Raw genomic sequence first — 13,604 nt, 5'->3', positions numbered from 1 at the left:
CGGCCGGGCGTAGAACCAGACGCCACGGCACAGCGCACATACGTACGTTCAGCGTTCGGGACGTACGTTCAGCGTTCGGGACGAGAACGGGGCAGCGATGCGCAGCATTCGTACACGCACGACTTCAAGGGCGTCCAGGACGTCCGGGGCAGCGAAGGCCGCAGCGGCAGCTCTGACCGCGGGCGCTCTCGCGCTGACGTTGACCGCCTGTGGCGGCGGGGACGGCAAGGACAAGAGCGGCAAGGACCCGAGCGGCGGCGAGAGCGGCAGCGCCTCCGTCAAGCTTCCCAAGCTCGACGGGCAGACCCTGGAGGTCGCGGCCGTCTGGACCGGGCCGGAGCAGGACAACTTCACCAAGGTCCTCAAGGAGTTCGAGAAGCGCACCGGCGCCAAGGTCAACTTCGTGCCGACGGGCAACAACACCGCCACGTTCCTCAGTACCAAGATCGAGGGCGGCAAGCCGCCGGACGTGGCGTTCCTGCCGCAGGTCGGCGTGCTGCACCAGTTCGCCGACAAGGGCTGGATCAAGCCGCTGGGCAGCGAGGCGCAGGCCCAGGTCGACAAGAACTTCTCGGCCGGGTGGAAGAACCTCGGGGCGTACAAGGGCAAGCAGTACGGCGTCTATGTGAAGGCCGCCAACAAGTCGCTGGTCTGGTACAACACGGCCGCGTTCGAGGCGGCCGGGATCTCCAAGACCCCGAAGACGTGGGCCGACTTCCTGTCCACCGCGCAGACCCTGTCCGACGCGGGCTCCCCCGCGGTCTCCATCGGCGGCGCGGACGGCTGGACGCTCACCGACTGGTTCGAGAACATCTACCTCTCCCAGGCGGGCCCGGAGAAGTACGACCAGCTCGCCGCCCACAAGATCAAGTGGACGGACCCCTCCGTGAAGGAGGCGCTGACCACGCTCGCCCAGCTGTGGGGCAAGGACGACCTGATCGCGGGCGGCCGCAAGGGCGCGCTCGGCACCGAGTTCCCGAAGTCCGTCACGCAGACGTTCTCCGGTGACACCCCCGCCGCGATGGTCTACGAGGGCGACTTCGTGACCGCCAACATCAACGCGGACACCAAGGCCAAGGTAGGCACGGACGCCAAGGTCTTCCCGTTCCCCGCGGTCGGCGACAAGGCCCCCGTGGTCAGCGGCGGCGACGTGGCCGTGGCCCTCAAGGGCGGCAAGGGCGCCCAGGCCCTCGTCACGTTCCTCTCCTCCACCGACGCGGCCGAGATCTGGGCGGCGCAGGGCGGCTACATCTCCCCCAACAAGGAGATGGACACCTCCAAGTACAAGGACGCGGTCACCCGGGACATCGCGAAGGCGCTGCTCGCGGCGGGCGACGACTTCCGCTTCGACATGTCCGACCAGGCGCCCGCGGCGTTCGGCGGCACGCAGGGTGTCGGTGAGTGGAAGGGCCTCCAGGACTTCCTGAAGAACCCGAAGGACGTCGCCGGTACCCAGCGCCAACTCGAGGCCGACGCCGCCAAGGCGTACAAGAACGGCTGACGGCGCGGTATGTCGTCCTCCGTGGCGAAGGCGGGGGGCGCCGGCGCACTGCCGCCGGCGCCGTCCGCAACACCGCGCAAGAGCGTGATCGGGACCCGGCCGTGGGTGGCGGCGCTGTTTCTGCTGCCCGCGCTCGTCCTGCTCGGCGCGCTCGTGGTCTACCCGATCGGGTACTCGGTCTGGCGCAGCCTCTACGACTCCGGCGGCTCCCATTTCGTCGGCGTCGACAACTACGTCGACATCTTCCGCGACGACCAGACGCTGATCGCGGTCAGGAACACGGCGATCTGGGTGGCCGTGGCGCCGGCCCTGTGCACGGCGCTCGGCCTGATCTTCGCCGTGCTCACCGAACGGGTGCGCTGGGGCACGGCGTTCAAGCTGATCGTCTTCATGCCGATGGCGATCTCGATGCTGGCGGCGGGCATCATCTTCCGCCTGGTCTACGAGCAGGACCCGAACCAGGGCGCGGCCAACGCGATCGTCACGTCCGTGCACGACGCGTTCACCGACGCCTCCGTCTACCCGAAGGCGCGCCCCGCCATCGGCAGTGACCTCAAGGCGTCCGGCGGCGGATCGTTCACCACGAAGCAGACCGCGCGGGCCGGCACCCCGGCGTTCCTGCCGCTGGTCGGCATCGCGCCCGACAAGGTGCCGGGCAGCCCGCAGAACGCCAAGGCGGCGAGCACCGGGGGCGACAAGGTCACGGGCACGGTCTGGCTGGACTTCAAGCTCGGCGGAGGCGGCACGAAGGGCGCCGTCGACGCGGGCGAGAAGGCCCTGAAGGGCGTCAAGGTGGAGGCGGTGCGAGGCGGCAAGGTCGTCGCGTCCACCACCAGCGGCGCCGACGGCACCTTCACCCTGCCCAAGGCGGCGGACGGCGCCCAACTCCGGCTGCCGGGATCGAACTTCGCGACCGCCTACAACGGCGTCGAGTGGCTCGGCCCGGCCCTGGTGACCCCGTCGATCATCGGCGCGTACGCCTGGATGTGGGCGGGCTTCGCGATGGTCCTGATCGCGGCCGGGCTCGCGGGCATCGACCGTAACCTCCTGGAGGCTGCGCGCGTCGACGGGGCGAACGAGTGGCAGGTGTTCCGCAAGGTCACCGTGCCGCTGCTCGCGCCGGTCCTGACCGTCGTCCTGGTCACGCTGATGATCAACGTGATGAAGATCTTCGACCTGATCTACATCATCGCCCCGCAGCCGTCCCAGGACGACGCCAACGTCCTGGCCCTGCAGCTGTTCCTGTCCGCGTTCGGCGGCCAGGGGAACTTCGGCGCGGGCAGCGCCATCGGCGTGCTGCTCCTGCTGCTCGTCCTCCCGGTGATGTGGGTCAACATCCGCCGGCTGCGGAAGGAGCGTCAGCGGTGACCGCACTCGACACGTCCGTGCGCGCCAAGCGTTCGCTCGCCGCCCGGATCGCGAGCGGCGCGGCGGGCGGTGCGCTGCGTGCCTTCCTGCTCGTGGTCGGCCTGTTCTGGCTGGTGCCGACCTTCGGGCTGCTGGTCTCCTCGTTCCGCGATCCGACGGACATCGCCGCGTCGGGCTGGTGGAAGGTCTTCACCGCCCCGGCCCAGCTGACGACCAAGAGCTACCAGTCGCTCCTGGAGAAGGACGAGATCACCCACGCCCTGTTCAACACGATCTGGATCACGGTCCCGGCGACGCTCCTCGTCGTGATCATCGGGTCGATGGCCGGATACGCCTTCGCCTGCATGGACTTCAAGGGCCGTGACGGCTGGTTCATGGCGGTCGTCGGGCTGCTGGTGGTGCCGGTGCAGGTGGCGCTGATCCCGCTCTCCGAACTCTTCGGGAAGATCGGCATCTTCGGCAGCATCATCGGCGTCATCCTGTTCCACGTCGGCTTCGGGCTGCCGTTCGCGATCTTCCTGCTGCGCAACTTCTTCGCGGAGATCCCCCGTGAACTCCTGGAGGCGGCGCGGCTCGACGGCGCGGGAGAGGCGCGGCTCTTCGCGACGGTGGTCCTGCCGCTCGGCGGGCCGGCCATCGCGTCGCTCGGCATCTTCCAGTTCCTGTGGGTGTGGAACGACATGCTGGTCGCGCTGATCTTCTCCGACTCCGGCTCGCAGCCGCTGACGGTCGCGCTCCAGCAGCAGGTGCGGCAGTTCAGCGGGAACATCGAGATCCTGGCGCCCGGCGCCTTCATCTCCATGGTGATCCCGCTGGCCGTTTTCTTCGCCTTCCAGCGGCAGTTCGTGTCCGGTGTGATGGCAGGAGCGGTGAAATAGCCGTATCCGCAGGCGAATTGAGGGGCGGACCGGTCACGGTTCGCCCCTCTTCGGTTACCGAGGTCCCCCGTATGCCACAACTGGCGTAACCGGATCATTCCATCGGCCGTTGCCGGGCAGTATGCCCCGTGCCGACCCATGGATGTGCCTTGCCCCGGTTCAGTGTCATCGTCCCCGTGTACAAGGTGCAGGCCTACCTGCACGCGTGCCTCGAATCCGTCCTGGAACAGTCATGTTCCGATCTTGAGGTGATCGCGGTCGACGACTGCTCGCCGGACGCGAGCGGCGCGATCGCCGACGATTTCGCGGCGCGGGACGAGCGGGTCCGGACGGTGCATCTGCGGGAGAACGTGGGGCTGGGCCGCGCCCGCAACACCGGCCTCGAACACGCCACCGGCGACTACGTCCTCTTCCTCGACAGCGACGACACGCTCACCCCGGGCGCGCTCCAGGCGATCACGGACCGTATCGAGGCGACCGGCGGTCCCGACGTCCTGGTCTACGACTACGCCCGCACGTACTGGACGGGCGAGGCCGTGCGCAACCAGTACGCGGACCGTCTCGCGCAGGACGGACCGGCCCCGTTCGCGCTCGTCGACCGGCCCGAGATCCTCCAACTCCTCATGGTGGCCTGGAACAAGGCGTACCGGCGCGCCTTCGTCGAGGAGCAGGGCTTCGTCTTCCCGCCCGGCTACTACGAGGACACCCCCTGGACCTATCCGGTCCTGATGTCGGCGCGGACGATCGCCACCCTCGACCGGGTCTGCGTCCACTACCGTCAGCGCCGCCGGGGCAACATCCTGGGCACCCCGTCCCGCGAGCACTTCGACGTCTTCGACCAGTACGACCGTGTCTTCGCGTTCCTCGACGCACATACCGAACTCGCGGACGCGTGGCGCCCGTTGCTGTTCCGGCGGATGGTCGAACACTTCGCCACGGTGTTCACGCATCCGGACCGGCTGCCGCGCGGCTCCCGCCCCGACTTCCTGCGCAGGGCCCGCGCGCACTACCGGCGCTACCGCGTCCCCGGGGTGCCCGTCGCCGCCCGCGACCGGCTCCGGCACGGCCTGGTGCGGCTCGGCTCGCATCGCGCGTACCGGTCGCTGGCCGCGGCGATGCGCTGCGTGCGGCGGGTCCGGGGGCTCGCGGGCCGGCTGCGGAGCGCGGCCCGGGCGGCCGCCCTCCAGGCGCACTACCGCGTCCAGCTGCTGCTCCCGGTGCGTGCGGACCGTGCCGTGTTCTCCAGCTACGGGGGGCGCGGCCACGGCTGCAACCCGGGCGCCCTGGAGGCCGCGTTCCGCACGTACGCGCCGCACGTCGCCACCGCGTGGATCGCCGAGCCCGAGCACCACCACTCCCTGCCGTCCGGAACCCGCGCCCTGAGGCCCGGGACCGCCGCCTACTGGACGGCGCTGGCCCGTTCCAGGTACCTGGTCAACAACGTCGACTTCGACCACAGGCTGGTCAAGCGCGCCGGGCAGGTCGTGATCCAGACCCAGCACGGCACGCCCCTGAAGAAGATGGGCCTCGACCTCCAGGACCATCCGGCGGCGGCCCGCGGCCAGGACTTCGGCCGGCTCCTGCGCTCCGTCGACACCTGGGACTACGTCCTGTCCGCCAACCGGCACTCCACCCTCGTGTGGGAGCGCGCCTACCCGTCCGCGTACACGACGCTGGAGTACGGGTGTCCGCGCAACGACGCGTTCCACCGGGCGACTTCGCGCGACGTGGCCCACGCCCGCGAGAGCCTCGGTATTCCGGACGGCGCGACGGCGATCCTTTACGCGCCGACCCATCGCGACTACCGCCGCACCCAGACCTGCGCCCTCGACCTGCAGCGGGTGCTGCGCCGGCTCGGCACGGACTTCGTCGTCCTGACCCGCGCCCACCCGCTTCACCCGGCGCCTCTCGCGCAGAGCGCCGGGCGCCTCATCGACGTCTCCGGCCACGTGAGCGTCGAGTCGCTCTGTCTGGCGGCGGACGCCCTCGTCACCGACTACTCGTCCCTGATGTTCGACTACGCCAACCTCGACCGCCCCATCGTGATCCACGCCGACGACTGGGAGGCGTACGAGGCGTCGCGGGGCACGTACTTCGACCTGCGCGCGTCCCCGCCCGGCGCCGTCGCCCGCAGCGAGGACGAGCTGATCGACATCTTCGCGACCGGGCACTGGCGCGGCTCGCGCTCGGCGCAGCTGCGGGCCGCGTTCCGCAAGCGGTTCTGCCCGTACGACGACGGGCGGGCGGCCGAGCGGGTCGTGCGGCACGTCGTGCTCGGCGAGGAGCCGCGGTCCCTGCCCGCGGTGTCGCTCGCCGGGCCGCGCCGGGTGCCCTCGGGTGAGCCGGTCGGCCCACGCTCCTGAGCCCCGAAGGCGCGGGCCGGGGTGTCACCGTTCCAGCAGGGCGAACAGCTCCTCCCAGCGTTCCAGGACGCGCTCCTCGGAGAACCGCTGCACATTGACCCGGGCCCGCTCCCCCATGGCGTCCCGCAGCCGCGGGTTGCCGGTGAGGCGCAGGAGGCGGTCGGCGAGCGCCGCGGTGTCGCCGGGAGGTGCGAGGAGCCCGTCCTCGCCGTCGCGCACGATCTCCCGCACACCGGGCGCGCAGTCGAACGCGGCACACGGCACGGCGCTCGCCATGGCCTCCATCAGCGCGAGGGGGAAGCCCTCGCCGCGCGACGACTGGACGAACACGGCGCTCTCGGCGAGCGCGCCCGCCACGTCGTCCGTGCGGCCCATCCAGTGCACGGACCGGTCGAGGCCCAGCTCGGTGCACTGGCGCCGCAGGTCCGGCTCGTCGGATCCGGCGCCGTAGATCCGCAGGGTCCAGTCGGGCCGGTGCGGGGCGACCTCGGCCCAGGTGTCGACGAGCATGTCGATGCCCTTCTGGTCGGCGAGGCGCCCGATGCTGCACACGACCTTCGCGGTGCGCGGCGAGGGGATCTCCGGGAGGTGGGCGAGGGCGTTCGGCATGGCGCCGACGTTGTGCATGCCGTCGGCGATCCAGTCGTCGGCGTCCTCCTGGGTGAGGGCGAGCCAGCGGTCGGCGGACGGGTAGTTCCGCTTGACGGAGCGGTAGCGGTGGCAGGCCCGCGTGTAGGCGTACGACTCGTGGCTCATGCCGATGATCCGCAGGCCCGCGGTGTCCGCCTCGCGCAGCCACTCCATGGGCCACACCTGGGTGACGACGGCGACGGCGCCGGGGCGGGCTGCCCGGAAGAGCTCCGAGAGGCGGGCGACGGCGCGCCCGCGGTCCGCGAGGCGCCGGGCTTCGCGGCGGTGCGCGGCGGGGCTGAGGCGGTTCACCCCGCGCACGGGGCGCGGGGTCGGGGGGTGGGCGGGGTAGAGGCTGGTGACCTCGTAGCCGAGGTCGGCGGGGAGGGGGAGTTTGAGCTCCGCCTCGTGGACGCCGATGACGTGCACGCGGTGGCCCGCGCCCTGGAAGAGGCGGGCCATCTGGTGGGTCCAGGCGGTGACGCCGCCCAGTTCGTCGACGGTGTTGGCGACGAGGAAGAGGTCGCGGCCCGTGCGCGGGGCGGTCGTGGAGGTCATGCGCGGGCCTTCTTCCCGAGGATGAGGCCGGCGGCCGCGCGGGCGGCGCCGCCGTCGTCGTACGCGCCGAACTCGGCAGCGAACGCGCGGCGTGCCGCCTGCCACTCCCCGTCCGTCTTCTTGAGCCTGTCGAGGGTCCGCAGCAGCTCCTCCTGTGTCTCGATGACGGGCCCGCCGGCGCGCTTGCGCAGGTCGAAATAGGTGCCGCGGTCCGCCGCGTAGGCGTCGAGGTCCGGCGCGAAATGGACGAGGGGCCGGTCGAGGAGGGCGTAGTCGAACATGATCGACGAGTAGTCGGTGATCAGCACGTCGGCGAGGACGAGGAGTTCGCTCACGTCGTGGTGGCCGGAGACGTCGACGACGGTGCCGGGAGGGGTGACCGGAAGGCTCGCCGCCTCCATGTAGTGGGCGCGCACGAGCAGCACGTGCGTGTCACCGAAGCGCTCGGCGAATTCCCTCACATCGAGCGGCAGTTGGACGACCTGCCCCTCCTTCGGGACGCCGCGGAACGTGGGGGCGTACAGCACGACCTTGCGGTGGTCAGGGATGCCGAGTTGCGTGGCGAGCGGGGGGCGCGGGAAGCGGCCCTCGCGCTCGTCGCGCTCGCGGGCCTCGACGAGGCGGTCGTTGCGCGGGTAGCCGGCGCGCAGCAGCCGCTCCTCGGGGATGCGGTAGGCGCGGGCGAGGGTCCGCACGTCGTGTTCCGAGCGGACCATGAAGTGGTCGAACCGGCCGACCGCGCGCCCAAGTCTCTCGCGCTCCGGCGCGTTCCGCGTCCTGTGCCGCGCCTCGTCGAACCCCATGCGCTTGTACGCGGATCCGTGCCACGTCTGGAGATACGTGGTGTGGCGCGGCTTGTCGAGGGCGTGCGGGAACCCCTGGTTGTCGACCCACCACTCGGCGCGGGCCAGCGCCCACAGATACCGCCAGGACCAGCGGCGCACGAGCCGCGCCCCGTCCGGGAACCCGGCGGGCGACGTGGCGTACGACCAGACGCAGCGCACCCCGGCCCCGCGGGCGAGGAGTTCCTCGTGCACGGCGCGCGGGCTGTCCCCGTAGCACTTGCCCATGTGGCTCTCGAAGACGACGAGGCCCTTGCTGACCGGCAGTCGGGACAGGATCCGCCGGTACACGCGGAGCTTGACGCGCTGGGAGCGCAGGGCCTCGCGCTTCTTGCGCAGGGTGCGGAGTGCGGGCTTCAGCTTGCGGGCGGGCCTGAAGTGGGTGACGTAGTGCGCCAGGGCCTGCGCGGCGCGGGCCGCGCGGCGGCGGGGCAGCAGGCAGACGGCCAGGTGGTGCTTGGCCGTGACGTAGGGCTGCCAGGTGTCGGCGGTGAGGCGGGTCAGGAGGGGGCGGGCCGGCAGGGCGGTGGCGCGGGTGGGGACGGCCGCCTTGTCGGCGAGCAGGTCGGTGGTGACGGGGACGCCGTCGACGGTGAGGACGAGCCGCGGGTCCCACACGCGGTCGCCGATGCCGCGCGGGCGCAGCGCGCCGGTGAGGGGCAGCTCGGCCCGCCACACGACGCCCCCGTCCTCCTGGCGTACGTCCCGCACCGGCACGGAGAGCGTGTGCGCGCGGCCGCCGCGCACCGAGAGGTCGAGCCGGGCGGCGAGCGCGGGCCGGTCGTCGAGGAGTCCGAGCGGCACGACGAGCCGCCCCTCGACGGCGAGCACCGCCCCCTGGCGCAGGCAGTGCGTGACGCGGTTCAGGAGACGGAGGTCGGTGAACTGCCGGTACTGGTGACCGAGTTCGGTGACGTCGAACGTGTCGTCGTCGGCGTGCTCCGCGCTCCAGCGGACCCGCCCGTCACCCGTCCTGACGAGCGGGGAGACGACGGTGCCGGGCCGGGCCAGTGCGTACGCGGCCGCCTGCACGCCGTCCGCGTCGCCGTCGGTGAGGAGCCGTACGCCGATGCGCTCGACGGGCGGCAGCGCGTCCAGCGCCTGCGGGGTGACGAGGCTGTCCAGGCTCCTGGCGAGGGTGTCCGCCGCCTTCCGGCGGTCGTCGGGGCCGAGCGGCAGGAAGGCGCGGACGCACGGGACGACGTGGTCGGTGAGGAAGGCGCTCTCGCGGGCCGCGCGCAGGGCGTCGTCGCCGCTCAGCAGTTCCAGAGTGTCGCGCTGGGCGTCGGCGGCGCGGGGCAGGTCCCGTACCGGGTCGGCCGGGGCGCATCCGGTGGTGATCAGGTTCGGGACGAGAGCGATGCGGCGGGCGGCGAGCGCGGCCCGCACGCCGAAGAGGGCCCGCCCGGCACCCGACAGCGCGCCGAGTACGCCGCGCCGGACGCAGAACCCGCCGCTCAGGCTGTCCCGCGTGACGAGTTCGGGCGCGTCCGCCAGGTCCTCGACGACGCGGGACCTGGCGTGCAGCTCCTTGTGCCAGGAGGGCGCCCTGTCCCGGCGGCCCGCGACCAGGTCGGCGTCCGTGCGGCGGCCCGCCTCGAAGAGGTTGCGGCAGGCGTGCCGTTCGAGCCGCTCGCCCGCGGCGGCGACCATGACGTACCGGCCGCGGGCGGCGGCGAGACCCAGGTCGCGCAGGACGCACGCGGGGCTCTCCGCCCCTGCGTGGACGAGCCGGATCCGCTGCGGATCGGCGGCCGCGAGCGACGCGGCCGTGTCGTCCGGCCCGGCCGTGACGAGGACCGCCTCGGTGCCGGCCAGCGTCTGGTCGAGCACGGAACGCACGGTGTCGCGCAGGGCCGCGGCGTCCGTGCCGCACACGACGACGCAGCTGATGTCGTACGCCTCGAGGGTGGTCATCGGCGGCCTCCCGGCAGCATGGCGTCGGCGACGTGGGCGGAGGCGCGCCCGTCGTCCAGGTCGCAGAACACCTCGCGGAAGCGGCGGTAGGCCTCCTGGTGCCCGGCGGTCGCGGCAACCGGGTCGCGCAGCGCCTCGACGACCTCCTCGCCGGTGGCGAGCAGCGGTCCCGGCGCCTGCGCGGCGAAGTCGAAGTAGAAGCCCCTGAGCGTGTCCCGGTAGTGGTCGAGGTCGTAGGTGTGGAACAGCATCGGGCGGCCGGTCTGCGCGAAGTCGAACATCAGCGACGAGTAGTCGGTCACCAGCACATCGCTGATCAGGAGGAGTTCACCCACGTCCGGGTAGCGGGTGACGTCGCGCACGAAGCCGGACGTGGTGCCCGCGACGGTGCCGCCGACCAGGTAGTGGCGGCGCACGAGCAGGACGTGGTCCTCGCCGAGGGCGCGCTGGGCCGCCGTCAGGTCCAGACGCAGGTCGAGTCCGTAACGGCCGCCCCTGCGCGGCTGGTTCTCGCGCCAGGTCGGGGCGTAGAGGACGACGCGCCTGTCCTCGGGGATGCCGAGGCGTTCGCGGACCGCGGCAGCGACCTTGGCGCGGTCCGCCGCGTGCAGCAGGTCGTTGCGCGGGTAGCCGGACTCCAGGACCTCGCCGTGGTAGCCGAACGCGCCCCGCAGGACGGGGGTGGAGAAACGGTTCGGGGAGACGAGCAGGTTCCACTGCGCGGCACGCTCCGGCAGCGTGGCGATGTAGCGCCGGTCCCCGGACGGGCTGTCCGCCAGGTCGCGGCCGATGCGCTTGAGCGGGGTGCCGTGCCAGGTCTGTACGACGTACTGGTCCTCGGCGCGCTCGAACCAGTCGGGCAGCTGCGTGTTGGTGACGACGTAGCGGCTGCGGGCCAGCGCCTCGTACCACTCGGTGCTCCACAGGGCCACGGGCCGGCCGCTCGCGGGCACCGTGACCTGCTGGTCGCGCACGGCCCACAGGTGCTCCAGGGGTTCGCCGCGGGCGACGAGCTCCTCGTGCACGGCGCGCGGCGAGTCCGAGCACTGGCGGCCGTCGAAGCTGGAGTACAGGACCGTGTCGGTGCGGGGCTCGACGCGCAGGGACGCGTAGCGGGTGCGCAGCGCGGCCTGCTGGGCGCCGCCGCGCTCCGTGACGGCGAGGACGGATCCCGACTCGATGACGAGGCGGTCGTAGTAGCGGCGCCCGACGGTGAAGTCCCGGCCGCCCAGGGCGCGCACGAGGGGCAGGCTCTCGTGGCGGGCGGGCGCGACATGGACCTGGCGGTACCGGCCGGGGTCGGTCTCGCCGGGCTCGCGCAGGAACAGGTACCAGCGCCCCTCGGCGAGCGGCAGGACTCCGGCGGGGCCCGCGACCGCGTCCGGACACAGCGCCGCGCCGAACCGCCCGTCGGTCACCTCGACCGGAAGGACGGCCACCTCGTCGTGGCCGCTGTGCTGGAGCAGCAGCTCCCACGCGGTGTCGGACTCGTCGGGGAAGCTGCCCCCGACGGCGAGCCGCCCGTCCTCGTCCCAGGTCAGGGTGTCGACGAGGGGCCGTACCGTCTGGTTGCGCAGCTCCACGTTCCCGGCGGCGTTGGCGAGGACGAGCAGTTCGCGGCCTGCGCCGACGGGGTGGCGGCCCGCCGGGGTGTCGGGGCGGACCGCGAGGGCCGACCACTCGTCGTCCCCGCGTACGAGGCCGACACCCCACGGGTCGGTCTTGCGGGGCGCCCCGGAGTCGTCGGTCCCGGCGCCCGCGATCAGTTCCAGGCGCAGCTCGGCGGCGAAGGTGCGCCCCGAGCGCTCGACAGCGAGGTCGTACGCCTCCTTGGTGTGCCAGTTCTCGACGCGCAGCGCCTTGAGGTCGCCGGGCGTCCCGGGGGCGAGTTCACCCTCCAGCCTGAGGGTGCCGCCGGACTCCTCGTGCCGCACCAGCCGGGCCTTCACCCGCTCGGCCCGCAGCCGGAGCCGGCCCGCGCTGAGCCGGGGCGCGATGCGCAGGAAGTCGTCCAGATAACGCACGGGCAGCTCGGCGAGCCCGCCCATCCGCACGGGCCCGGTGCGCAGCAGGCCGCCTCCGAAGGCGGCCATCTCGACGTTCCAGGTGGTGCTCGGCCGCTTGGTGACGAGCCGGGCCGCGTCGATGACCGTCTCGAACCCGGACCGGTCGTAACTGTGCAGCCCCTGCTTGGAGCGGTAGGTGGCCTCGCGGGAGCGGACGGTACGGACCTTCAGGGGCACCGCGCGCCGCTTGCCCGCCCGCAGCCACGCGAACTTGGCGCGCGCCCCGACCCGGCCCGCCGGCAGGTTCCGTACATAGGCGAACCCCTTGAGCCGCAGCCGTCCGTCCTTGTCCCAGGACGCCTCGGTGATGTGCGACTTCAGCGGCAGATCGGCCCGCCGGAGGGCGGTCACGGCACGCGGCAGGGGCCCGGTGACGGGCGGGAACTGCGCCCGGCTCCTGCGCGGCCCGCGCGCCAGGAACGTCGTGCCGTTGCTCTTCTCGTACGTCATGAACGCGAGCAGCTCGGTCAGGCGGCGCTCCCGGATGAGCTGCCACTTGACGCGCAGGGCCAGCGGAAGACCGGTGAGGACGGCCGGGTCGACGGTGTCCGCGAAGGAGTTGGCGTGGTCGAGGAAGGCCTCGTGGTACTCGGCGTCGCCGAGCGGCAGCGCCTCCATGAACAGCCACAGGTCCCCGGCGAGCACCGTCGCGTCGTAACGCCGCTTGCCCTCCGCCCAGCCCGCCGCCTGAGGGGTGCCGGCCGTCTCGCGCGCCCTGTCCCCGAGGAAGCCGCTGACCGAGCGGACGGCGGCGGTGCGGTCGGCGACGGCGCGCGGCCTGGCCCGCCGGTTGGTGATGGAGCCGTCCCGGTCGCGCCACAGATAGACGGGCCCGGACAGGACGTCGACGCTGCGGGCGAGGAAGTGCGCGGGCACCACGACCGGGGTGTCCTCGAAGAGCACGCCCACGGGGAACGCGAACGCGTGGCGGTCCCAGAAGTCCTTGCGGAACACCTTGTTGCAGGCGATGCGGTCCCCGAGCAGGTCCCAGTACCGGGTGACGTGGGTGGCGGCGCGGTCCTTGCCCATCACCTTGCGGAACATGGCGGACTGCTCGGTCGTCCCGTCGACGCGCAGCCGGTGCACATTGCCGGTGGCGAAGTCGGAGCCCGACTCCTCCAGGGCGTCGAGCATGCGCTCGTACGCGTCGTGCGGCACCACGTCGTCGCTGTCCACGAAGGCGAGATGCGCGCCCGTGGCCCGCGCCGCACCCGCGTTGCGCGCCGCTCCGAGGCCCGCGTTCTCCTGCCCGACGTAACTGAAGCGCGGGTCGCGCCCGGCCATGGCGCGGGCGATCTCCGGACTCCCGTCGGTGGAGCCGTCGTCGACCATCACGACTTCGAGGTCGGGCATGGTCTGTGCGGCGAGCGACTCCAGGCAGGCGTCGAGGTACGCCTCGACGTTGTGGATGGGGACGACGACCGTGAGTCGGGGTGTCATGCGCTGCGCACATTCCTTCCGGAGAACTGACGGGCACGGCT

The 13,604-nt window shown here is 72.3% G+C and carries 7 protein-coding genes; 4 read left to right on the top strand and 3 right to left on the bottom strand.

Annotated features, from left to right (window positions below; genetic code table 11):
- Positions 1-97 precede the first annotated feature (97 nt).
- From OG758_RS29575 to OG758_RS29560, 4 genes are all read left to right on the top strand, one after another.
- Positions 98-1,501 (top strand): ABC transporter substrate-binding protein, encoded by a 1,404-nt coding sequence (locus OG758_RS29575; protein WP_326712729.1) that lies wholly within the window; start codon positions 98-100, stop codon positions 1,499-1,501.
- Between the two features lie 9 nt (positions 1,502-1,510).
- Positions 1,511-2,869 (top strand): carbohydrate ABC transporter permease, encoded by a 1,359-nt coding sequence (locus tag OG758_RS29570; protein ID WP_372562605.1) that lies wholly within the window; start codon positions 1,511-1,513, stop codon positions 2,867-2,869.
- Positions 2,866-3,747 (top strand): carbohydrate ABC transporter permease, encoded by an 882-nt coding sequence (locus tag OG758_RS29565; RefSeq protein ID WP_116512686.1) that lies wholly within the window; start codon positions 2,866-2,868, stop codon positions 3,745-3,747. Before OG758_RS29570 ends, OG758_RS29565 begins: the two co-directional genes overlap by 4 nt.
- 149 nt (positions 3,748-3,896) lie before the next feature.
- Entirely contained in the window at positions 3,897-6,110 is a 2,214-nt protein-coding gene (locus OG758_RS29560; protein ID WP_326712728.1) for a bifunctional glycosyltransferase/CDP-glycerol:glycerophosphate glycerophosphotransferase, read from the top strand.
- 24 nt (positions 6,111-6,134) lie between these two features.
- On the opposite strand, the gene OG758_RS29555 is transcribed toward OG758_RS29560, so the two are convergent.
- Genes OG758_RS29555 through OG758_RS29545 form a run of 3 tightly spaced genes read right to left on the bottom strand, consistent with a single transcriptional unit; the run spans position 6,135 to position 13,563 of the window.
- A complete protein-coding gene (locus OG758_RS29555) occupies positions 6,135-7,298 on the bottom strand; it encodes a glycosyltransferase (RefSeq protein WP_326712727.1) in 1,164 nt (387 codons plus the stop codon).
- Positions 7,295-10,057, bottom strand: a complete 2,763-nt coding sequence (locus tag OG758_RS29550) for a bifunctional glycosyltransferase/CDP-glycerol:glycerophosphate glycerophosphotransferase (RefSeq protein ID WP_326712726.1) — start codon at positions 10,055-10,057, stop codon at positions 7,295-7,297. Before OG758_RS29550 ends, OG758_RS29555 begins: the two co-directional genes overlap by 4 nt.
- A complete protein-coding gene (locus OG758_RS29545; RefSeq protein ID WP_326712725.1) occupies positions 10,054-13,563 on the bottom strand; it encodes a bifunctional glycosyltransferase/CDP-glycerol:glycerophosphate glycerophosphotransferase in 3,510 nt (1,169 codons plus the stop codon). The genes OG758_RS29550 and OG758_RS29545 overlap by 4 nt, the downstream gene beginning before the upstream one ends.
- Between the last annotated feature and the right edge of the window lie 41 nt (positions 13,564-13,604).

It is taken from the genome of Streptomyces sp. NBC_01474 (genome assembly GCF_035918215.1).
Classification (GTDB): domain Bacteria; phylum Actinomycetota; class Actinomycetes; order Streptomycetales; family Streptomycetaceae; genus Streptomyces; species Streptomyces aureus.
Note: the sequence above shows the minus strand (reverse complement) of the source record. Positions and strands in the feature narration are given on the sequence as shown.